The sequence below is a fragment of the Kitasatospora sp. NEAU-CNBT7 genome (assembly GCF_057220535.1).
In genome coordinates, this window is the sequence record NZ_JBXQQB010000031.1 from 41,989 (window position 1) to 63,462 (window position 21,474).

Sequence of the window (21,474 nt, forward strand, 5' to 3'; positions counted from 1 at the left end):
CCAAGGGCCGTCTTCCCCGGGCACGGGGGAGGCGGCCCTCCGTCGTCCCCGTGCCCGGGGACCGGTCCACGCGGTGGGTCAGGATGCCAGCCAGGCCGGCTCGGCCGTACGGGCCCGGCTGCGGTGGCAGGCGTACGCCAGGGTGCCCAGCAGCAGCCGGGCCTCGGGCGGACAGGCGGCGCTCTCCCGGCACGGGCGGCGCAGCCAGCGCATCGGGCCGAGCCCGGCGAGCACGGTCGGCGGCGCGGCGACGTAGCTGCCGGCGCCGTGGCAGACCAGGTCGAGGGCGGCGTCGTCCCAGCCCATCCGGTACAGCAGCTCGGGCAGCTGACCCGCGGTGCCGGGGGCGACGAAGAACAGCAGCCGGCCGGTCGGGGCGGCCAGCACCGGGCCGACCTGGGTGCCCATCCGCTCCAGCCGGACCAGGGCCTGCAGGCCGGGCTGGGCCGGGACGTCCAGGACGTCGAAGGTCCGCCCGGCCGGGAGCAGCAGCGGCGCCCCGCCGCTGCAGCGGGCGGCCAGCTCCGCGGCGGCGGTACCGGCCGGCAGCTCCGGCCCGACCGCGTCGTGCAGGCCGGGGGCGGCGCAGTACGGGGCGGCGCAGCCGCAGCCCGTCGCGCCCCGGGGGCGGCCCGGACCGGTGGCGCCCACGGCGACCGACCAGCCCAGCCGGCCGGTGTACTCGGTGGCCGCCTGGAGCGAGGTGGCGCGGGTGCGGCGGGTACCGCGCGGCGCCGGCCACAGGGTGCCCAGCCGGAGATCGCCGAACAGGTTGTCCATGCCTCCCCCAACAGGTTCGGGTTGCCGGTGGTTACGGGACCGTGACATCGGGTCAATTGTCCGGTGTGGTGCACGTGGTGCGTTGGCGGCGCGCAGTGGGCGCCGTGCGCCAATTCGGGTGGCGCGCGCCAGGAGTCGCCTTGCACTGGCCCGCCGGATGCCGGATCGTCGTTGCTGCACGAGGTGCCTCCGTCGTCCCGAGGGCGGCAACCCGCCTTTTCCTTACGGAAGTTGGCCGCATTCGGCGGCGCGTGGAGCCTCCTCGGCCGACCCGGCATGTGCCGGAGTCACGCCGGGCTGACTACCAGTGAACCGCTCACGGTGCGCGCGTAGTTCACCCGTGGGGGTGGCGAAAGGTGGCGTTTTCCGAGCCATGCTCCCCCGGATGGCCGATGGAGCGTTACGTTCGGCCTACGGAAAGCAATGAACCGGTCACTTCGGTGGCCGGTATCGAGGCATGGCACAGCGCACCTAGGCACGGCCCAGCACCAGGCACCACAGGCAAGAGGCACCACAGGCACGGCACGAGCACGGCACGTCGAGCACAAGAGCCCGCAACCGTCGGGCACACGATCGGGGCCCCGGCCGGGGCCGGGCGGGATGGGCGTTCGCATGGGAGACAAGCAACCGAACGAGAAGCTCACCTCGTGGTTCACCCGCAGCGGGTGGTCGAAGGGCGAGCTGGCCCGCCAGGTGAACCGCAAGGCGCGGCAGATCGGTGCGCACCACGTCAGCACCGACACCTCCCGGGTGCGCCGCTGGCTCGACGGCGAGCAGCCGCGCGAGCCGATCCCCAAGATCATGTCCGAGCTGTTCTCCGAGCGGTTCGGCTCGGTGGTCTCGGTCGAGGACCTCGGGCTGCGCGCCGCGGTCCCGGTCTCCACCGTCGGCGGCGGGGTCGACCTGCCGTGGAGCGGCGAGCAGACCGTCCAGCTGATCAGCGAGTACTCGCGCAGCGACCTGATGCTCAACCGCCGGGGCTTCCTCGGCACCTCGCTGGCCCTGACGGCCGGCGCCGCGCTGATCGAACCGATGCAGCGCTGGCTCACCCCCGGTCCCGGCGGAGCACCGATGCCCATCCTCACCGCGGCCAACGGCGGCGAGCCGCACACCGGCCGGCTCTCCGAGCCCGAGCTGCAACTGCTCGAGCAGACCACCGAGATGTTCCGCCAGTGGGACGCCCAGAACGGCGGCGGCCTGCGCCGCAAGGCCGTGGTCGGCCAGCTCCACGAGGTCACCGACCTGCTCCAGGAGACCTACCCCGAGCAGACCACCCGGCGGCTGTTCCGGCTCACCGCCGAGCTCGCCCACCTGGCCGGCTGGATGTCGTACGACGTCGGCATGCACCCGAGCGCGCAGAAGTACTACGTGCTCGCGCTGCACGCCGCCAAGGAGGCGGGGGACCGCCCGTTCGGCGCGCTGATCCTCACCGACATGAGCCGCCAGATGATCCACCTCAACCGGGGCGAGGACGCCCTTGAGCTGATCCACCTCGCCCAGTACGGCAGCCGCGACACCGCCGGCCCGCGCCAGCAGGCCCTGCTGTACGCGATGGAGGCCCGCGCCTACGCGACCATCGGCGAGGTCAACCGCTGCGCCCGGGCCGCCCGGCTGGCCGAGGACACCTTCAGCGACTGCCGGCCCGGCGACGACACCCCGGACTGGCTGAAGTTCTTCTCCGAGGCCGAGCTCAACGCGGAGAACGCGCACTCCTTCCGCGACCTGGCCTACCACTCCTCCCGCAGCCCGCTGTACGCCTCGATGGCCTCCCCGGTGATGGAGCGCGCGGTCGACCTGTTCCGGCAGGACGGCGAGCACGTCCGCTCGTACGCCTTCAACCTGGTCGGCATGGCCAGCGTCCACCTGCTGCAGAACGAGCCCGAGCAGGCCGCCGTGATGTGCGGGCAGGCCGTGGACATCGCCAAGAAGGTGCGCTCGGAGCGGCTCAACACCCGGGTGCGCAAGACCTCGGAGGCGGCCACCCGGCAGTACAAGGGCGTCCCGGAGGTCTCCCGGCTGGCCGAGCGGGTGGTGCAGGACATCCCGGAGTTCGCCGCGACCGCGATCTGACCACCTGGCCACCTGGCCACCTGGCCGTCCGACCGACCCGCGATCCGACCGCAGTGCCGCCGCGCCGGCCGTCCCCGCGCGCGATCCGGCCATGGTCCACCGAGGCTCCGACCGTGGAGGCCGTCGAAACTCGCATCATCCGAACGGGCTCCCCCGCCCCCGCAGCGAGACGGCCTCCACGGTCGGTGACGTTTCCGGCACGTCCGGTGCCGCGCGGCCGCACGGTATCGCAAGATCTGTCATGGCACGGCCGTAGTTCACGCCCTCGTAACGCGCGCGTCAACCACGTCACTGCGGTGAAACACCGAGCCGCATCGGCCGAAACCCGCCTTCGGCACTCTCCTCTTCATCGCCGACACCCCGGGTGGGCACGGGACAGGGATCCCGGGTGTGGAGCGGCTTTCATCCCAGAGGAGACGCCGATGCCGGACGGCTTCAGCGCGGGCGATACCGCCTTTGTGTTCATCTGTGCGGCCCTGGTCATGTTGATGACCCCGGGTCTGGCCTTCTTCTACGGAGGCATGGTCAGGGTCAAGAGCACACTCAACATGCTGGTCATGAGCTTCATCTCGCTCGCGATCGTCAGCGTGCTCTGGGTCCTGTACGGCTACACGCTGGCCTTCGGCCCGGACGCCGGGGCCGGCCTGATCGGCAACCTCGACTTCCTCGGGATGCGCGGGATCGGCCTGAACGACATCACCGGGACCATCCCGGTCACGGCGTTCTCGGCCTTCCAGCTGATGTTCGCGATCATCACCCCGGCGCTGATCAGCGGCGCCGTCGCGGACCGGACCAAGTTCACCGGCTGGGCCCTGTTCGTGGCCCTGTGGGTGACCGTCGTCTACTTCCCGGTCGCGCACTGGGTGTTCTTCTTCGACGGCGGCAACGGCGGCTGGCTCGGCGACCGCAACGGCGTGATCGACTTCGCCGGCGGTACCGCGGTGCACATCAACGCCGGTGTCGCGGGCCTCGCCCTGTGCCTGGTGCTCGGAAAGCGGGTCGGCTTCAAGAAGGACCCGATGCGGCCGCACAGCCTGCCGCTGGTGATGCTCGGCTCCGGCCTGCTCTGGTTCGGCTGGTTCGGCTTCAACGCCGGCTCGGCGCTGGCCGCCAACGGCGTGGCCGGCATGGCCTTCCTGAACACCCAGGTCGCCACCGCCGCGGCCGTGCTCGGCTGGCTCGCCTACGAGAAGATCAAGCACGGCGCGTTCACCACGCTGGGCGCCGCCTCCGGCGCGGTGGCCGGCCTGGTCGCCATCACCCCCGCCTGCGGCTCGGTCTCGCTGCTCGGCGCGATCGCGATCGGCATCATCGCCGGCGCCGCCTGCGCCGCCGCGATCAGCCTCAAGTACCGCTTCAACTTCGACGACTCGCTCGACGTGGTCGGCGTCCACGCGGTCGGCGGCATCATCGGCTCGCTGGCGATCGGCCTCTTCGCCACCGGCCACGTCGGCCAGAGCGCCCAGGGCCTGTTCTACGGCGGCGGCCTCGGCCAGCTCGGCAAGCAGGCGATGGGCGTCGGTGTGGTCGCGGTCTACTCCTTCGTCCTGTCCTGGCTGCTCGGCCAGGCCATCCACAAGACCATCGGCCTGCGGGTCTCCGAGGACGTCGAGGTGGCCGGCATCGACCAGGCCGAGCACGCCGAGTCCGCCTACGACTTCTCCGCCGTCGGCGCCAGCCTCGGCCGGGCCGTCTCCGCCCCCACCGCCGCCCACTCCACCGCCGCCGCCAAGAAGACCGAGGTCGACGCCTGATGAAGCTCATCACCGCAGTCATCAAGCCGCACCGCCTCGACGAGGTGAAGGACGCCCTGCAGGCCTTCGGGGTGCACGGCCTGACCGTCACCGAGGCCAGCGGCTACGGCCGGCAGCGCGGCCACACCGAGGTCTACCGGGGCGCCGAGTACACGGTGGACCTGGTGCCCAAGGTCCGGATCGAGATCCTGGTCGAGGACGACGACGCCGAGCAGCTGATCGACGTCGTGGTCAAGGCCGCCCGCACCGGCAAGATCGGCGACGGCAAGGTCTGGTCCGTCCCGGTCGAGACGGCGGTCCGGGTCCGCACCGGGGAGCGCGGGCCCGACGCGCTCTGACGCGCTCCCACCCGACGCCGGTCCGACGCGAACCGTCGGACTGGCCCTACCATTCAGCACCATCGGCCCCAGGCGGACCTGCCCACAGCAGGTCCGCCACCGGCGTATCCGGCAGCGTCGCCGACGCGTACGTGGGGCACCGCCGCCGAGGCGCGCGAGGTACTGCGGCCGCAGGCGTACCAGGCACCCGCTTGCCACACGGATGGGGACCACGACGTGACCACGACCGACACCCACCCCTCCGGCCCGGCCCGCCCGAGCGACGACCACGGCGCGGACCGCGCCCGGCTGCTCGCCGACCCGGCCCTGTCCGGCGCCGAACGCCGCACCGCGCTGGCCGGGCTGACCGACCGCTGGCTGACCGGCCTGCACCGCAAGGCCGGCGCCCCGCCCGGCACCGCCCTGGTCGCGGTCGGCGGCTACGGCCGCGGCGAACTCTCCCCGCGCAGCGACCTGGACGTCCTGCTGCTGCACGACGGCGCACTCGACCCCGAACTGCCCGAACGCCTCTGGTACCCGGTCTGGGACTCCGGCGCCGCCCTCGACCACTCGGTCCGCACCCTCGCCGAGGCCCGCGCGGTGGCCGCGGAGGACCTGAAGGCCCAGCTCGGCCTGCTCGACGCCCGGCACGTCGCCGGCGACCCGGAGCTGACCGCGGCCCTGCGTTCGGCCGTCCTCGCCGACTGGCGGGCCGCCGCGCCCACCCGCCTGCCGGAGCTGCACGAGCTCGGCCGCGCCCGGGCCGAGCGCCACGGCGAGCTCTCCTTCCTCCTCGAACCCGACCTCAAGGAGGCCCGCGGCGGCCTGCGCGACGTGGTGGCGCTGCGCGCCATCGCCGCCACCTGGCTGGCGGACGCCCCGCGCGACGGCCTGGAGGCCGCCGCCGCCCGGCTGGCCGACGTCCGCGACGCCCTGCACCTGGTCACCGGCCGGGCCACCGAGCGGCTCAGCCTCCAGGACCAGGACCAGGTCGCCGCCCGGCTCGGCGTACTCGACGCGGACACCCTGCTCCGGCAGGTGTACGAGGCCGCCCGCACGATCACCTACGCGGGCGACGTCACCTGGCGCTCGGTCGACCGGATACTGGCCGCCCGCAGCGGCCGGGGCCGCCGGATCGCCCGCTTCGCCTTCCCGTTCGGCGGCGCCGGCCGGACCGGCGGCCCGGCCGCCAGGGGCGCGGTCGCCAGGGGCACCGTCGAACGCCGGCCGCTCGCCGAGGGCGTGGTGGAGCAGGACGGCGAGGCGGTGCTCGCCCAGGCGGCCCGTCCGGCCCAGGACCCGGTGCTGCCGCTGCGCGCGGCGGCCGCCGCCGCGCAGGCCGGGCTCACCATCTCGTACGCCACCGTGCGGCGGCTGGCCGCCGAGACCAGGCCGCTGCCGGTGCCGTGGCCGGACGAGGCCCGCGAGCAGCTGGTGACCCTGCTCGGCGGGGGGGAGGCCTGTCTGCCGGTCTGGGAGGCGCTGGAGGCGGAGGGCCTGGTCAGCCGGATGCTGCCGGACTGGGAGCGGGTCCGCTGCCGCCCGCAGCGCAACGCGGTGCACCGCTGGACGGTCGACCGGCACCTGATCGAGACGGCGGTCAGGGCCGCCGCGATGACCCGCCGGGTGGCCCGGCCCGACCTGCTGCTGGTCGCCGCGCTGCTGCACGACATCGGCAAGGGCTGGCCGGGCGACCACTCGGAGGCCGGCGAGGTGATCGTGCGCGACGTGGCGGCCCGGATGGGCTTCGACCCGGCGGACACCGAGACGCTGGCCCTGCTGGTCAGGCACCACCTGACCCTGATCGACACGGCTACCCGGCGGGACCCGGACGACCCCGCCACGGTCGACCTGATCACCAAGGTGGTGGGCGGCCTGCCGCAGCTGGAACTGCTGCACGCGCTCACCGAGGCGGACGCCACCGCGACCGGCCCGGCGGCCTGGAGCAGCTGGCGGGCCTCCCTGGTCTCCGGCCTGGTGGCCCGTGCGGCCGCCCAGCTGGCGGGCGACACCGGCTTCCCGGCCGACGCCGAGCCGACCGCCGACGAGGAGCGCCTCGCCGTCGAGGCCGCCCGCACCGGCGGCCCGGCGCTCGCCCTGCACGCCGAGACCGACCACGAGGCGCCGGCCACCGAACCGATGGGCGTCGAGCTGACCCTCGCCATCCCGGACCGCCCCGGCCTGCTGGGCACCGTCGCCGGGGTGCTCGCCCTGCACCGGCTGCGGGTGCGGGCCGCGAGCCTGCGCGAGCTCGACCCGGTCGGCGCCGGCCCGGTGCTGGTGATCTCCTGGACGGTCGCCGCCGAGTACGGCGAGCTGCCCGAGACCGCCCGGCTGCGGGCCGACCTGCGGCGCGCGCTGGAGGGCTCGCTGGACGTGTCCCGCAAGCTCGCCGAGCGGGACGCCGCCGCGCCGCGCCGCCGGGGCATCACCACCCCGCCGCCGGTGGTCGCCGTCGCCCCGGGCGCCTCGCGCAGCGCCACCATCCTGGAGGTCCGCGCGCACGACGCCCCCGGCCTGCTGCACCGGATCGGCCGGGCGCTGGACGCCGCGGGCGTGCGGGTACGGACCGCGCACGTGTCCACCCTGGGCGCGGACGCCGTCGACGCCTTCTACGTCACCGACCCGGCCGGGCGGGCGCTGAGCACCGAGCGGGCCCGCGAGGTGGCCCGGGAGGTGCAGCAGGCGCTGGCCTGAGCGGCGGCGGGCCCCGGGTGGCCCGGGCGGACCCGCCGGTGCCGACGGAGGTGCTGGTCAGTGCGGTGTCCGCCGGCCGGGGGACCGCGCGCTGGGACGGGGTGGAGACCGTTCGGCGGGTGGGCGGATACCCTGGGGGCGACGACAGTACCCGTACCGATGCCGCAAGGGACCCGCGACCGACGTGTTCGACACTCTTTCCGACCGCCTCGCAGCGACGTTCAAGAACCTCCGGGGCAAGGGCCGCCTCAGCGAGGCGGACATCGACGCCACCGCGCGCGAGATCCGGATCGCCCTGCTCGAGGCGGACGTCGCGCTCCCCGTCGTGCGGGCCTTCATCAAGCAGATCAAGGACCGCGCCCTCGGTTCCGAGGTCTCCGGCGCGCTGAACCCGGCCCAGCAGATCATCAAGATCGTCAACGAGGAGCTCATCAGCATCCTCGGCGGCGAGACCCGCCGCCTGCGGTACGCCAAGACCGGCCCGACCGTGATCATGCTGGCCGGTCTGCAGGGTGCCGGTAAGACCACCCTGGCGGGCAAGCTCGGCCACTGGCTGAAGAGCCAGAAGCACACCCCGCTGCTGGTCGCCTGCGACCTCCAGCGCCCGAACGCCGTCACCCAGCTCGGCGTGGTCGCCGAGCGCGCCGGGGTGGCCTTCTACGGCCCGCAGCCGGGCAACGGCGTCGGCGACCCGGTGCAGGTGGCCCGCGACTCGATCGAGTACGCGAAGCAGAAGCAGTTCGACGTGGTCATCGTCGACACCGCCGGCCGCCTCGGCATCGACGCCGAGCTGATGCAGCAGGCCGCAGACATCCGCGCCGCCGTCAACCCGGACGAGGTCCTGTTCGTCGTCGACGCCATGGTCGGCCAGGACGCGGTCACCACCGCGCAGGCCTTCCTCGAGGGCGTCGACTTCACCGGTGTGGTGCTCTCCAAGCTGGACGGCGACGCCCGCGGCGGCGCCGCCCTCTCGGTGGCCCACGTCACCGGCCGCCAGATCATGTTCGCCTCCAACGGCGAGAAGGTCGACGACTTCGACGCCTTCCACCCGGACCGGATGGCCTCGCGCATCCTCGGCATGGGCGACATGCTCAGCCTGATCGAGAAGGCCGAGCAGACCTTCTCCCAGGCCGAGGCCGAGAAGATGGCCGCCAAGCTGCAGGGCGGCGGCAAGGACTTCACCCTCGACGACTTCCTGGGCCAGCTGGAGCAGGTCCGGAAGATGGGCTCGATCTCCAAGCTGCTCGGCATGCTGCCCGGCATGGGCCAGATCCGGGAGCAGATCAACAACATCGACGACAAGGACGTCGACCGCGTCGGCGCCATCATCAAGTCGATGACCCCGGCCGAGCGGGCCGACCCGAAGATCATCAACGGTTCGCGCCGGGCCCGTATCGCCAAGGGTTCGGGCTCGGGCGTCGGCGAGGTCAACAACCTGGTCGAGCGCTTCTTCGAGGCCCGCAAGATGATGTCCGCGATGGCCTCCGGGAAGGGCATCCCCGGCATGCCGGGCATCCCCGGGATGGGCGGCGGCGCCAAGAAGTCCGCCAAGAAGGCCCAGCCCGCCAAGGGCCGCAAGAAGTCCGGCAACCCGCTGAAGCGGGCCCAGGAGGAGGCCGCGGCCGCCGAGCGCCGCGCGCTCGGCCCCGGCGGCGCCCAGCAGGCCCCGGCCCCCGGCGGTGCGTTCGGCCTCGGTGCGGGCAAGGGCCCGGCCGACTTCGAGCTGCCCAAGGAGTTCCGCGACCTGATCTGACGGTCCGCCTCCCGCGACGCGTACGGCCCGCCGCCCTCCGGGGTGGCGGGCCGTCGCCGTCCCGGGCGGCGGGGCGTTGCTGTCCTGGGTGGCGCGGCGTTGCCGTCCCGGGTGGCGGCCGGTGGGTGGCGGGGCGTGGTGGGGCCGCGGTCGGGACTCGCCCGCCCGGCGGCGGGGGGAATGGCCGATGATGGTCCGATGCGAGTGAGGATCCGGGCGCCGAGGCCCGCAGACGCTGAACCGTACGCCGAGGCGGTGCGCCGGTCCGCCGACCACATCGGCCGCTGGAACCCGGTCGAGCCGGACGGGCTGCCGGAGCTGCTGGAGCGTCAGGGGCCGGGGCTGCGGACGTACCTGATCGAGGACATCGCCACCGGCGGCCTGGTCGGCAAGTGCAACGTCGCCAACATCGTGCTCGGCCGGTTCTGCAACGCCGCCCTCGGCTACGACTCCTACCTGCCGTTCGCCGGCACCGGGCTGATGACCGAGGGCATGCGGCTGGTGGTCGGCCGCTGCTTCGCCCCGCCCGAGCGGGGCGGTCTCGGCCTGCACCGCCTGGAGATCAACGTCCAGCCCGACAACGAACGCTCGATCGGCCTGGCCCGCAGGCTCGGATTCCGGCACGAGGGCTTCACCCCGCGGATGCTCTACCTGGCCGGCGCCTGGCGGGACCACGAGCGCTTCGCCCTCACGGCCGAGGAGTGGCCCCCGGCCGGGCCCGACGGCCACTGACCCGGCCCGGCGCCCGGGGCCGGACCCCCGGGGCCGGCGCCCCGGGCCGGACCCCCGGCTGCCCCCTGGTGCGGCCGCTGGTCCGGCGGCCGTCGGCCTGGCCGGGGTGCCGGGTGCCGGGTGGGCCGTCAGCGCGGCTGTTCGGCCACCACGTAGCGGAACAGGTTGACCATCCGCACCGAGCCGTCCGGCCGCACGTACGGGTGCAGCGCCTCCTCCAGCTCCTTGCGGACCAGCGTGGGCCCCGAGTCCTCGACCGCGCTGTCGAACAGGCCGGTCGACAGCATGCCGCGCACCGCGCTCTCCGGATCGGGGTACGCGAACGGGCAGTTCACCCGCCCGCTGCCGGCCGGTCGCAGACCGGCGCCGGTCAGCAACTGCTCCAGCCCGCCCGGGCCGCTGAGCGCGAACGGCGCGTGGGCCCGGGAGCGCACCGACAGCCGGCGCGCGACGTCCAGCGCGCCCGCGCTCTCGCAGCGTTCGGCCGGTCCCCAGGAGGCGAGCACCAGGTGCCCGCCCTGGAGCGTCAGGCCGGCCGCCTCGGCGACCAGCGCGGCCGGGTCACGGACGTAGGGGAGCTGCTCGAAAACGGTGACCAGCGAATGGGCCGCCCGGGGGATGCCGTACGCCGACCGGGTGAGACGCCCGGTACCGCGTCCACCCCCCGCCGACTCGGACAGCACCCGCAGTCCGCGGCCCTCCGCGAGCTCCCTCAGCTCGGCCTCCGGTTCCTGCCCCGACACCTGCGCCCCGCGCTCCTCGGCGAGCAGCAGGGCCAGGCCCGACCGGCACCCGAGACTGAGCACGCTGGTGGCCGGGCCGACCTCCAGCCGCTCGTAGACCGCCTGGTAGAGCGGTACCAGCATGCGCTCCTGGATCTCCGCCCAGTCCCGCGCCCGGCCGTGCGACCCCGCCGTGCCGTCGGTGTCGGGGCGCTGTGCGGTCGTGCCGGCCACGTGCGCTGAAGCCATCGCGGACTCCCATCCGGTTCTGGATTCCGATGTCTGCATCGGCGTCTGTTTCGGTGTCTACAGCTCCCCCCGACGACCCCGCCCCGCATCCAGCGAACAGCGGCCGGGGCCCGGCGTCCAGAGGGGTGCGAGCAGGTATCCGCGCGCCGCGGTGGTGCGCCGGTGGGATGCGCCGGTGGGTCCCGTCCGCGCGGGCCGCCCGTTCGGCAGGTAAACCGATTCACAGTCGGCGGCCGAGTCCCCGTACCATCTGCCCCATGGCTAAGGCACCCGTTCTCACCCCCCAGGCGGACGACTTCCCCCGCTGGTACCAGGACCTCATCAACAAGGCCGAGCTGGCCGACAACGGTCCGGTGCGCGGCACCATGGTCATCCGACCGTACGGCTACAGCCTGTGGGAGCGGATGCAGCAGGAGATGGACGCGCGGATCAAGAAGGCCGGCGCGCAGAACGCCTACTTCCCGATGTTCATCCCGCAGTCGTACCTGACCCGGGAGGCCGAGCACGTCGAGGGCTTCGCCCCCGAGCTGGCGGTCGTCACCCACGGCGGCGGCAAGCAGCTGGAGGAGCCGGTCGTCGTCCGGCCCACCTCCGAGACGATCATCAACGAGTACTTCTCCAAGTGGATCCAGAGCCACCGCGACCTGCCCCTGCTGATCAACCAGTGGGCCAACGTGGTCCGCTGGGAGCTGCGCCCGCGCGTCTTCCTGCGCACCACCGAGTTCCTCTGGCAGGAGGGCCACACCGCCCACGCCACGTACGAGGACGCGCGTGAGTACGCCTCGCGGATCCACACCGACGTCTACGGCGACTTCATGACCAACGTGCTGGGCATCGACGTGGTGCTCGGCCGCAAGACCGCCAAGGAGCGGTTCGCCGGCGCGATCAACACCCTCACGCTCGAGGGCATGATGGGTGACGGCAAGGCCCTGCAGATGGGCACCAGCCACGAGTTGGGCCAGAACTTCGCCAAGGCCTTCAACACCACCTTCCTGTCCGGCGGGGACCAGCGCGACCACGTCTGGCAGACCTCCTGGGGTGTCTCCACCCGCATGGTCGGCGGCCTGATCATGTCCCACGGCGACGACAACGGCCTGCGCGTCCCGCCGCGGCTGGCCGCCGTCCAGGCCGTCGTCCTCGCCATCAAGGGCGACGACGCGGTGCTGGCCAAGGTCCGCGAGATCGGCGCCCAGCTGGAGGCCGTCGGCATCCGGGTCGTGGTCGACGACCGCACCGACACCCCGTTCGGCCGCCGCGCCGTCGACTGGGAGCTCAAGGGCGTACCGCTGCGCATCGAGGTCGGCCCGCGCGACCTGGAGAACGGCACCGCCATGCTGGCCCGCCGCATCCCCGGCGGCAAGGAGCCGGTGGCCGTCGACGCCCTGGCCGCGCTGCTGCCCGGGATCCTGGAGGAGGACCAGGCGCTGCTGCTGCGCCAGTCCCGCGAGCGCCGCGAGTCCCGCACGGTCGACGTCAAGAACCTGGACGAGGCCGTCGAGGCCGCCGCCACCGGCTGGGGCCGGATCTCCTGGGCCGAGCTCGGCCCGGAGGGCGAGGCCAAGCTGGCCGAGCAGGGCGTCTCGGTGCGCTGCATCATCGCCGCCGACGGCTCCGTGCCGGCCACCGACGACCAGGACGGCAACATCGCGATCGTGGCCCGCGCCTACTGACATCCGGGCCCGCGCCCACTGACGCGGTCCGGCTCCCGAGCCGGTGGGCCCGGACCGACCGGTCCGGGCCCACCGGCGCAGGGGCGGCCACGCTGCGCGGAGGGCTCCGGTGCTTGGTGCGGGGCCCGCTCCGGGGCCTGCTCCGGTGTCTGCCCAGCGGCCCGCTCCGGTGGTCCGGCGGTCCGGGTGGGCGGGTCCGGTGGTCCGCTCCGGCGGTCCGGGCGGGTGGTGCGGCGGGTTCGGCGGTGGGCGGTGCAGCAGTGCGGCGGGTGCTTCGGCGAGGGTGTCCGGTCGGCCTGTTCCACGGCCGGACTTTTCGGTATCCACGGACGTTGACGTCCGTTCGAATGCCGTTCGCCATCTCGTCCGTGTTCTCTGCTGAGACTACTCACCAGTCAACTGCCGGTCGCGCTGAACTAGCGGTACGGTATACGGCCCGTGGCCCTGTCAATTTCGGTCAGGCCACGGGCCGTACGTCCAACGGGCGTCGGCGCCCTGGGGCGATAGCCGAGAGTCCGTCGAATCCGGCGGACCGAGAGTTGCAGGGGGTTGGTCTTGCGTCAGATCCGAGCAGCGCAATTCGCGCACAGCTGTGTATTCCTGAGAGTTTCCTGGGAATTCCCCGCGAACGGGAACTCGTGGAACACCGGCTCTCTTCCCAACGTTGGTACAGCGTGAGCACGACACAGCCTCTCGTCCTGGCGGCCGAACTGGCCGCCGCCTGGAGCGACATCCAGGCCCACCACCAGGACCTCCCCGACCTGGCCTCGCCCGAGGCGCTGATCGGTGAGTCCTCCTCGGCCTGCGGCACCCGGCTCGACTTCGAGCGGCTGCTGCACGAAGCCGCCCACGGCCTGGCCGCCGCCCGCGAGATCCGCGACACCTCCCGGGCCGGCCGGTACCACAACAGGCGCTTCCTGATGCTCGCGTCCGAGCTCGGGCTGGCCCACCCGGTGGAACCGCACGCCAGTAGCGGCTTCTCCCAGGTGACCATGCTCAACGACACCCGGGACCGCTACTCCAGCACCATCGAGCGGCTCGACCGCGCGCTGGGCGCCCACCAGCTGGCCGTGGCCGGCGAAGGCGGGCACCGGGCGTTCCGCGGCCCGGCCGCGCGGCACGGTTCGTCGGGTGGCGGCGTGCGCGTCAAGGCCGTCTGCGGTTGTGGCCGGAACGTGCGGGTGGTTCCGTCGGTGCTCGCCCAGGCCTCGATCGTCTGCGGTGCCTGCCAGCAGCCGTTCAAGATCTCGTAACGCAGCGCCGGCACCGACCGCCGCGGTCCCGTACTCGGTACACCGCACTCCTCGCTCAGACTCCGTACTCTGCCGCCTGCCCGTGCGGTGGGTGCGCAACCGCCGGCCACGGCGGGTGCGACGGGTAGCAGACCACGGAGCGTGACCTCCACCGACGGCCCGGCCCGTACGGGCCGACACCGGAGGGTGCGGGAGGGCGTGGCGAAGAGGCGAAGGACAGCGGCACGGCAGTAACCAGCAGCACCGATGTACCAGCAGCACAGAAACACCAGCAGCACCAGCAGCACCGATGTACCTGGAGTGGCTGCGCGCGGGCGCAGGCACAGACGCAGAGGCTGAACCGAAGCAGTTGCAGTAGCAGCAGAGGCTGTACGACCTGAGGGCGACAGCGCCGGGCCGGTCCCACCGGTGGGCGATCCAGTCGGCCGACCGTCCGAGGCCGCTGTCCCACTGCCGCCGTGTGGCTGTTCGGCTCTACCGGGGGCGGGGACCCTCGGTCGGGCCGACCTGCCCCGGTATGGCAGAATGGACAGCTGAGTACTCGGCAGCCGAGCAGGACCCCTCTCTCCTACGGCTGGCGTGTCCCTTGAACGGCCGGGCCCGCAACCCCACGCGGAGCCAGTGGTCGCTCACCCACGTCAACACCAGGAGAATCCACTCCCGTGGCAGTCAAGATCAAGCTCAAGCGTCTCGGCAAGATTCGCTCCCCGCACTACCGCATCGTCGTCGCCGACTCGCGCACCAAGCGTGACGGCCGCGCGATCGAGGAGATCGGCATCTACCAGCCGACCTACAACCCCTCGAAGATCGAGGTCGACACCGACCGCGCCCAGTACTGGCTGTCCGTCGGCGCCCAGCCGACCGAGCCCGTGCTCGCCATCCTCAAGCTGACCGGCGACTGGCAGAAGTTCAAGGGCCTGCCGGCTCCGGAGCCGCTGAAGGTCGCCGAGCCCAAGGTCGAGGACTTCTCGCACCTCTTCGCGAAGGCCGTCGCCGGCTTCGAGGACGCCACCACCGGTGTCGCCATCACCCCGAAGGCCAAGAAGGCGGACAAGGCTGACGAGGCCGAGGCCGCTTCCACCGAGGCCTGAGCGTGATCGAGGAAGCCCTCGACCACCTGGTGAAGGGCATCGTCGAGCACCCCGACGAGGTGCAGGTGCGTTCGCGCCAGCTGCGTCGGGGCCACACCATCGAGGTGCGCGTGCACCCCGATGACCTCGGCAAGGTGATCGGCCGTGGCGGTCGCACGGCGCGCGCGCTGCGCACCGTGGTCGGCGCCCTCGGCGGTCGCAACGTCCGGGTCGACCTGGTCGACGTGGACAGCATTCGCTGACACTAGACTGTCAGGTTTCTGGGCCGGCCGGGACGCTTAGTCGTCCCGGCCGGCCCTTCCTCGTTCCATGGGATTCGGGGCTCCGGGTCGCCTGGGCGCCGGGTCGTTCCACGAGGCGTTCTCCGCCCTGTGGCCCGCCGGCTCCACGGCCGTCCGGATCGCTGGATCTTCGGGCTCGTGGGCCCGTCGGGCTCGGGTGCCGGGGTTCCGGGCTCGCGGGCCTGTCGGCCCCGTCAGCGCCGTCAGCGTCGACCGGGATTCCGGGGCCCGACAGGGCCTGATCCCGGCCGGCAAGACTTCCATTTCTTCTTCCGCCACCTCTGCTCAGCTGCTCAGCCCAGCAGTGCACGACACCAGGAGAGCGATCACCGTGCAGCTCGTCGTCGGCAAGATCGGCCGCGCCCACGGCATCAAGGGAGACGTCAGCGTCGAGGTCCGTACCGATGAGCCGGAGCTCCGGCTCGGTCCCGGTGCGGTCCTGCTCACCGACCCGGCCTCGGCCGGCCCGCTGACCGTCGAGTCCGGCAAGGTGCACAGCGGCCGGTTGCTGCTGCGCTTCGCCGGTGTCAAGGACCGCAACGGCGCCGAAGCGCTGCGGGGCACCATGCTGATCGCCGAGGTGGACCCGGAGGAGACCCCGGACGACCCGGAGGAGTACTACGACCACCAGCTCATCGGCCTGGACGTCGTGCTCACCGACGGGACCCCGGTCGGCGAGATCACCGAGGTGATCCACCTGCCGTACCAGGACCTGCTCACCGTCACCAAGGCCGACGGTACGGAGGTGCTGGTGCCGTTCGTCGCCCGGATCGTGCCGACGATCGACCTGGAGAACCAGCGGGCCGTCATCGACCCGCCCGCCGGTCTGATCGACCCGATCGAGGCGGACGTGGCCGGCGGCCCGGAGACGGCGGCCGGAGCTGCCGCGCCCGAGGACGCTGCTGGCTCCGCGGATGCCGGTACCGACGAGGCTGCCGGCTCCGAGGGCGCCGGCACCGAGGGTGGCGGGGGCGCAGCGTGAGCCGGATGCGGATCGACGTCATCACGATCTTCCCCGAGTACCTGGATCCGCTGAACGTCTCCCTGGTCGGCAAGGCCCGGGCGCGCGGCCAGCTGGACGTCCACCTCCACGACCTGCGGTCGTGGACCACTGACGTGCACCGCACGGTCGACGACACCCCGTACGGGGGCGGCCCCGGCATGGTGATGAAGCCGGAACCCTGGGGCGCCGCGCTGGACGCCGTCCTCGCCCAGGGGGCGGACGCCCTCGCGGCCGGGGATGCCGCCGCCGCCGGCGAAGACGGCGGCGACCGCGGCGACGTCGGCGACGGCGGGATGCCCGCAGGTGAGGTGCCGACCCTGGTCGTGCCGACGCCGAGCGGACGTCCGTTCACCCAGGAGCTCGCTCAGGAACTCGCCGGGCGTCCGTGGCTGGCCTTCGCTCCCGCCCGGTACGAGGGCATCGACCGCCGGGTGATCGAGGAGGCCGCGACCCGGATGCCGGTCGTCGAGGCCTCGATCGGCGACTACGTGCTGGCCGGGGGCGAGGTCGCCGTGCTGGTGATGGTCGAGGCCATCGCGCGGCTGCTGCCCGGTGTGCTCGGCAACGCCGAATCCCACCGCGACGACTCATTCGCCCCCGGGGCGATGGCCGACCTGCTGGAGGGGCCCGTCTACACCAAGCCCGCCGAGTGGCGCGGCCGCGAGGTACCCGAGGTCCTGCTCAGCGGCCACCACGGCAAGATTGCCCGCTGGCGCAGGGAGCAGGCGTTCGCCCGTACGTTGGCGCACCGTCCCGACCTGGTGGACCGCTGGCAGCTCGGCGCCTTCGACAAGAAGGAGCGGGAGGCGCTCAGCGTCCTCGGCCTGAGGTGGGACGACGAGGCGGGCCGATTTCGGTCCGTGGCCGATGCTGTGGAAGAATAGGCGACTGTTGTCTGTCGCTGGGTGCCCCTGAGGGGTGCCACGTGGACCGGTGCCCCCGCCGCGGGGGGATCACCGCCAGCCGATGCGGCCCGCAGCAAACCCCATTGTGACGATTTTCCGTGGGCGGCCCGTGGCGCCTGCGATGGAGAGCAAAATGAGCAACAAGCTCGCTGCTGTCGACGCTGCTTCGCTGCGTACCGACATCCCGGCCTTCCGTGCCGGTGACACCCTGAAGGTTCACGTCCGGGTCATCGAGGGCAACCGCTCCCGTGTCCAGGTCTTCCAGGGCGTCGTCATCCGTCGCCACGGCGCGGGCGTCGGTGAGACCTTCACCGTCCGCAAGGTCAGCTTCAACGTCGGCGTGGAGCGCACCTTCCCGGTGCACACCCCGGTCGTCGAGAAGATCGAGGTCGTGACCCGCGGTGCGGTTCGCCGCGCCAAGCTGTACTACCTCCGTGACCTGCGCGGCAAGGCCGCGAAGATCAAGGAGAAGCGCGACAACTGATCGGACGGCTCCGGCCTCCGGAGCCGCTTCCGCTCGGGTCGTGCCGGGCTCTCTTCACGGCTGGTGCCGTGGGGATAAGCTCAGCGCGATGAGCACGCACGAACCACCCACGGACCGCGTCAGCAGTCCCGTACCTCCTGGTGCGGACCCGCTGGCGCGGTCCGTGGTCGTTCCCGGCCCGGACGCCGCCTTCGCAGCGGGGACTGAAGCCGGGACTGGAGCAAGGGCCGAAGCCAGGACTGCAGCCGGTGCTGCTCCCGGACTTCGTCCTGGCCCTGCCCTTGACGGTGGTCCCGGCCTCAATACGGGCGCGCACCCTGGAGCGGCGACTCAGGGCGCAGGGGACGGTGCGGCAGTGGCGGTGGCGGTTGCTGCCGGGGCCGAGCAGCCGGCTGAGGACGCGGACGAGGCAGCGGACGGTGCCGGTCCGGACGGTGCCGGTCCGGACGGTCGACGGACGGCAGCCCGCCGGGCACTCTCCCGGGACCTGCTGTCGGTCCTCGGCGTCTGCGTGGTGACGCTGCTGCTGGTCAACGCCTTCGTCGCGCGCCCGTTCGCGGTGCCCTCGGAGTCGATGGAGAACACCCTGCAGCCAGGCGACCGGCTCGTGGTGAACCGCCTCGCCTATGCCTTCGGCGGCAAGGTGCAGCGCGGCGACGTCATCGTGTTCGACGGGACGGGCTCCTTCTTGCCGTACGCGGCTGAACCCGCGCAGCCGCGCAAGATGCTTGCCGAGCTCGGTCTGGTGCCGACCGGGAACTCGGTCTTCGTGAAACGGGTGATCGGTGTCGGCGGTGACCGGGTGACCTGCTGCGGGGCGGACGGCCGCCTGCGGGTGAACGGTGTGCCCCTCGACGAGTCCGACTACCTCGCCCCGGGCGACGCCCCCTCGACCGTGCCCTTCGACGTGGTCGTGCCGGCCGGGAAACTCTGGGTGATGGGCGACCACCGGAGTGACTCCAGAGACTCCAGGGATCACCTCGGCGAGCCCGGTGGCGGTACCGTCCCTGAGCAGAAGGTGATCGGCAAGGCGGACTGGGTGGTGTATCCGGTGGGGCGGTGGACGTCTCTCGACCGGCCTTCCGGCTTTTCGGCGATTGGGGGGACCACCGCACATGGGGACCAGGGGTAGGGGAAAGGTGGCTGACGGGCCGATATCCGGTGCCGGCTCCAGCACCGAGGCCGTGACCGGTAACGGCATCGGTCCGGGTCCCGGCTACGGACCTGCGGGGCCGGACGAGTACGGCGACTACACCGTTTACGACGATTCCGGCCCATCCCGGGCGGCCTCCCGGGGTTCCGCCGGGGCGGCATCGTCCCCGGCACCGGTCCGTGGCCGGGCGGAGCGTCGGCGGACCGCCCAGCGCGCTGCCCGCCGCAGGCGCCGCTCGTTGCTGCGCGAGCTGCCGTTGATCGCCGTGGTGGCTCTGATCATCGCCGTCATCCTGAAGACCTTCCTGGTCCAGGTGTTCGTGATTCCCTCCGGCTCGATGGAGCAGACCATCCAGGTGGGGGACCGGGTACTGGTCGACCGGCTGACGCCCTGGTTCGGCAATGAGCCGGGTCGCGGTGATGTGGTGGTGTTCAAGGACCCCGGCGGCTGGCTCGAACAGGACCACGCCCGTTCCACCGACGGCCCGGTCATGCGCCGGGTGAAGTCCGCTCTGGCCACGGTGGGGCTGATCCCGTCCAACAACGAGGGCGACCTGATCAAGCGGGTCATCGGGCTGCCCGGTGACACGGTCGAATGCTGCGACGAGCAGGGCCGGTTGAGCGTCAACGGCACCCCGCTTGACGAGCCGTACATCGCTGCCGGGAACGCGCCGTCCCGGCAGCCGTTCAAGGTGACGGTTCCGGCGGGCCGGCTGTGGGTGATGGGTGACCACCGCGACCTGTCGGCGGACTCCCGCTTCCACATGGCCAATCCGGGGAACGGCACGATTCCGATCAGCAACGTCGTGGGTCGGGCCTTCATGATCGCCTGGCCGGTGTCGCGGGTCGGTCAACTCGGCGCACCGACATCACTCTCCTCCTTGCCGACCCGTCCGGTCGCCGCCGGGCGCGGGGAAACACCGGTGGCCGTCGGTGTCCCCGGCTCCCAATTGCCTCCCGGCCGGCCGGATCCTGCGGAACCCCCGCTCGTTATGGGTGTGTTGGGCGTTCTTCCGGTCCTCGTGCGCCGACGGCAGTAGACCCGGAGGTGATCGGCGGTGGCCCCGCCGATCTGCCGGACCGCCGTGTGGGAGCACCGGCGCGTCGACCGGGAGTGATAGAGAAGTGCTGGAGTACCGGGTGTCGGCCGTTCGGTGCCGTATCGTTCGATGCCGCATCGTCCGGTGTGCTGCCCGGTCGTCCCCAAGGCTGCGCTGGTGTCAGGAGTGTCCCCATCGGGCAGTTCTGAGGCGGGTTGACGGTCGATCACGCAACGTGGTGCCCGCTGTGCGGCACTGGTGAACGCGGGCGCACGGGCGTCCGCACAGCAGGGAGGAGATGTCGTGGGGGATCTGGTGATCGGTGCCCGCTCGGGCGCCCCGGAGCCCGAGGGCGCCGGGGGCCGTGGGGTCCGGTCGGCCGACGCCGAGTCGTCCGCCGAACCCGCAGGGGCCGGTACGGCTTCGCGGCAGGGCGGTCCGGCTGACAGTCAGGGCGGCGCGGACGGTTTCGAGGCCGGGGTATCCGGTGGGTCGGACGACAACGGCGCCGGCAACGGCAGGGGCGGAGACGGCGACGACGAGGGCGGTACGCCCGCGTCGAGCCCCCAGAAGCAGCGGTCCTTCCTGAAGGAGCTGCCGATCCTGATCGGCATCGCGCTGATCCTGGCCCTGGTCATCAAGACCTTCTTCGTCCAGGCCTTCTCCATCCCGTCAGGTTCCATGGAGAACACCCTGCAGGTCGGTGACCGGGTGCTGGTCGACAAGCTGACTCCCTGGTTCGGCGCCGAGCCCAAGCGCGGCGAGGTCGTGGTCTTCCAGGACCCGGGCGGCTGGCTGAACGACGAAGCGCCGAAGCGCAGCGACAGCGCCTTCGTCCGAGGTGTCCAGGACGTGTTCAGCTTCATCGGCCTGATGCCGTCCAGCAACGAGAAGGACCTGATCAAGCGCGTCATCGCGGTCGGGGGCGACACGGTCGAGTGCGAGGGCAGCGGTCCGGTCAAGGTGAACGGCATCGCACTCGACGAGCCGTACATCTACCCGGGAAACACTCCTTGCGGTGAGAAGCCGTTCGGGCCGGTCAAGGTCCCCGAGGGCCGCATCTGGGTGATGGGTGACCACCGCGGTAACTCGCTCGACTCCCGTTACCACCAGGACCAGCCCGGTGGCGGCACGGTGCCGGTGGAGAACGTGGTCGGCCGCGCCTTCGTCGTCGCATGGCCCGTCGGGGACTGGGCGACTCTCCCGGTGCCCGAGACCTTCGACCAGAAGGGCCTGTCGGCGTCCGGACCGCTGGCACCCCCGCTGGCCGGGGCAGCCGCTGCGCTGCCTGCCGTCTGGTGGCTGCGCCGGCGCCGCTGACCGGTCCGTCCCCGGCCGAGCGACTTCGGCCGGAACGACGCTGATCTGTGGCCGACTCTTGCGCGGGCCTCGGTACTCGTGAGTAATCTGCTCGCACGTGCCGTGGCCCGCGAGTCTTTCGGGGGCTGCGGTGGCGCTCCGCTTCCCGGCATCGGCCGATCGGAGGTGGGTCCGACGGCGGGGGCGATACCTGCTCCCGGC

18 protein-coding genes are annotated in these 21,474 nt (G+C 72.5%); 16 read left to right on the top strand and 2 right to left on the bottom strand.

Translation table 11 applies throughout. From position 1 onward, the window contains the following. Nucleotides 1-78: 78 nt before the first annotated feature. The gene (locus AC2TEW_RS30525) at nucleotides 79-780 is read right to left on the bottom strand and encodes a bifunctional DNA primase/polymerase (RefSeq protein WP_484626583.1); all 702 of its coding nucleotides are present in this window, start codon (nucleotides 778-780) and stop codon (nucleotides 79-81) included. A gap of 612 nt (nucleotides 781-1,392) precedes the next feature. Here AC2TEW_RS30525 and nsdA point away from each other — a divergent pair. The 6 genes from nsdA (at nucleotide 1,393) to AC2TEW_RS30555 (ending at nucleotide 10,103) form a co-directional block, all read left to right on the top strand. Next, on the top strand, nucleotides 1,393-2,850 hold the full coding sequence (gene nsdA, locus AC2TEW_RS30530; protein ID WP_199520496.1) for a transcriptional repressor NsdA: 1,458 nt from the start codon (nucleotides 1,393-1,395) through the stop codon (nucleotides 2,848-2,850). A 422-nt stretch (nucleotides 2,851-3,272) separates the two neighbouring features. Then, on the top strand, nucleotides 3,273-4,604 hold the full coding sequence (locus AC2TEW_RS30535) for an ammonium transporter (protein ID WP_484626584.1): 1,332 nt from the start codon (nucleotides 3,273-3,275) through the stop codon (nucleotides 4,602-4,604). Next, nucleotides 4,604-4,942 carry a P-II family nitrogen regulator gene (locus AC2TEW_RS30540; protein WP_033824608.1) on the top strand — a complete coding sequence of 113 codons (339 nt, stop codon included), beginning with the start codon at nucleotides 4,604-4,606 and terminating at the stop codon, nucleotides 4,940-4,942. The genes AC2TEW_RS30535 and AC2TEW_RS30540 overlap by 1 nt, the downstream gene beginning before the upstream one ends. A 216-nt stretch (nucleotides 4,943-5,158) precedes the next feature. Further along, nucleotides 5,159-7,618, top strand: a complete 2,460-nt coding sequence (locus AC2TEW_RS30545) for a [protein-PII] uridylyltransferase (protein WP_484626585.1) — start codon at nucleotides 5,159-5,161, stop codon at nucleotides 7,616-7,618. A gap of 184 nt (nucleotides 7,619-7,802) precedes the next feature. Beyond that, nucleotides 7,803-9,371 (top strand): signal recognition particle protein, encoded by a 1,569-nt coding sequence (gene ffh, locus AC2TEW_RS30550; protein WP_484626586.1) that lies wholly within the window; start codon nucleotides 7,803-7,805, stop codon nucleotides 9,369-9,371. A 198-nt stretch (nucleotides 9,372-9,569) separates the two neighbouring features. Next, a complete protein-coding gene (locus tag AC2TEW_RS30555) occupies nucleotides 9,570-10,103 on the top strand; it encodes a GNAT family N-acetyltransferase (protein ID WP_484626587.1) in 534 nt (177 codons plus the stop codon). A gap of 128 nt (nucleotides 10,104-10,231) precedes the next feature. Here AC2TEW_RS30555 and AC2TEW_RS30560 read toward each other — a convergent pair whose 3' ends face one another. Further along, complete coding sequence (locus AC2TEW_RS30560) at nucleotides 10,232-11,074, bottom strand: class I SAM-dependent methyltransferase (RefSeq protein WP_484626588.1); 843 nt, start codon at nucleotides 11,072-11,074, stop codon at nucleotides 10,232-10,234. A gap of 257 nt (nucleotides 11,075-11,331) precedes the next feature. Between AC2TEW_RS30560 and proS the strand changes: the two genes are divergently transcribed. The 10 genes from proS to lepB (AC2TEW_RS30610) all read left to right on the top strand — a co-directional run bounded on the left by proS (nucleotide 11,332) and on the right by lepB (AC2TEW_RS30610) (nucleotide 21,273). After that, complete coding sequence (gene proS / locus AC2TEW_RS30565) at nucleotides 11,332-12,744, top strand: proline--tRNA ligase (RefSeq protein ID WP_484626589.1); 1,413 nt, start codon at nucleotides 11,332-11,334, stop codon at nucleotides 12,742-12,744. Nucleotides 12,745-13,418: 674 nt separating this feature from the next. Then, nucleotides 13,419-13,997, top strand: a complete 579-nt coding sequence (locus AC2TEW_RS30570; RefSeq protein ID WP_033824613.1) for a hypothetical protein — start codon at nucleotides 13,419-13,421, stop codon at nucleotides 13,995-13,997. 662 nt (nucleotides 13,998-14,659) lie between these two features. Next, nucleotides 14,660-15,088, top strand: a complete 429-nt coding sequence (rpsP, locus tag AC2TEW_RS30575) for a 30S ribosomal protein S16 (protein ID WP_484626590.1) — start codon at nucleotides 14,660-14,662, stop codon at nucleotides 15,086-15,088. 2 nt (nucleotides 15,089-15,090) lie between these two features. After that, entirely contained in the window at nucleotides 15,091-15,330 is a 240-nt protein-coding gene (locus AC2TEW_RS30580; RefSeq protein WP_033824615.1) for an RNA-binding protein, read from the top strand. A gap of 370 nt (nucleotides 15,331-15,700) precedes the next feature. Further along, nucleotides 15,701-16,351: a ribosome maturation factor RimM gene (gene rimM, locus AC2TEW_RS30585; protein WP_484626591.1), complete on the top strand. Its 651-nt coding sequence runs from the start codon at nucleotides 15,701-15,703 to the stop codon at nucleotides 16,349-16,351. 5 nt (nucleotides 16,352-16,356) lie between these two features. Next, a complete protein-coding gene (gene trmD, locus AC2TEW_RS30590; protein WP_484626592.1) occupies nucleotides 16,357-17,256 on the top strand; it encodes a tRNA (guanosine(37)-N1)-methyltransferase TrmD in 900 nt (299 codons plus the stop codon). A gap of 154 nt (nucleotides 17,257-17,410) precedes the next feature. After that, complete coding sequence (gene rplS / locus AC2TEW_RS30595) at nucleotides 17,411-17,761, top strand: 50S ribosomal protein L19 (protein ID WP_033824618.1); 351 nt, start codon at nucleotides 17,411-17,413, stop codon at nucleotides 17,759-17,761. 355 nt (nucleotides 17,762-18,116) lie between these two features. Then, nucleotides 18,117-18,893, top strand: a complete 777-nt coding sequence (lepB, locus tag AC2TEW_RS30600) for a signal peptidase I (RefSeq protein WP_484626593.1) — start codon at nucleotides 18,117-18,119, stop codon at nucleotides 18,891-18,893. A gap of 259 nt (nucleotides 18,894-19,152) precedes the next feature. Then, the gene (lepB, locus tag AC2TEW_RS30605; protein ID WP_484626594.1) at nucleotides 19,153-19,953 is read left to right on the top strand and encodes a signal peptidase I; all 801 of its coding nucleotides are present in this window, start codon (nucleotides 19,153-19,155) and stop codon (nucleotides 19,951-19,953) included. Between the two features lie 312 nt (nucleotides 19,954-20,265). Further along, nucleotides 20,266-21,273, top strand: coding sequence for a signal peptidase I (gene lepB, locus AC2TEW_RS30610; protein ID WP_484626618.1), 1,008 nt, complete (start codon nucleotides 20,266-20,268; stop codon nucleotides 21,271-21,273). Nucleotides 21,274-21,474 lie beyond the last annotated feature (201 nt).

Coding starts and splice junctions, on each gene's coding strand:
- AC2TEW_RS30525 (WP_484626583.1), bottom strand. CDS start 780: ATGGACAACCTGTTCGGCGATCTCCGGCTGGGCACCCTGTGGCCGGCG.
- nsdA (WP_199520496.1), top strand. CDS start 1,393: ATGGGAGACAAGCAACCGAACGAGAAGCTCACCTCGTGGTTCACCCGC.
- AC2TEW_RS30535 (WP_484626584.1), top strand. CDS start 3,273: ATGCCGGACGGCTTCAGCGCGGGCGATACCGCCTTTGTGTTCATCTGT.
- AC2TEW_RS30540 (WP_033824608.1), top strand. CDS start 4,604: ATGAAGCTCATCACCGCAGTCATCAAGCCGCACCGCCTCGACGAGGTG.
- AC2TEW_RS30555 (WP_484626587.1), top strand. CDS start 9,570: ATGCGAGTGAGGATCCGGGCGCCGAGGCCCGCAGACGCTGAACCGTAC.
- AC2TEW_RS30560 (WP_484626588.1), bottom strand. CDS start 11,074: ATGGCTTCAGCGCACGTGGCCGGCACGACCGCACAGCGCCCCGACACC.
- proS (WP_484626589.1), top strand. CDS start 11,332: ATGGCTAAGGCACCCGTTCTCACCCCCCAGGCGGACGACTTCCCCCGC.
- trmD (WP_484626592.1), top strand. CDS start 16,357: ATGCGGATCGACGTCATCACGATCTTCCCCGAGTACCTGGATCCGCTG.
- rplS (WP_033824618.1), top strand. CDS start 17,411: ATGAGCAACAAGCTCGCTGCTGTCGACGCTGCTTCGCTGCGTACCGAC.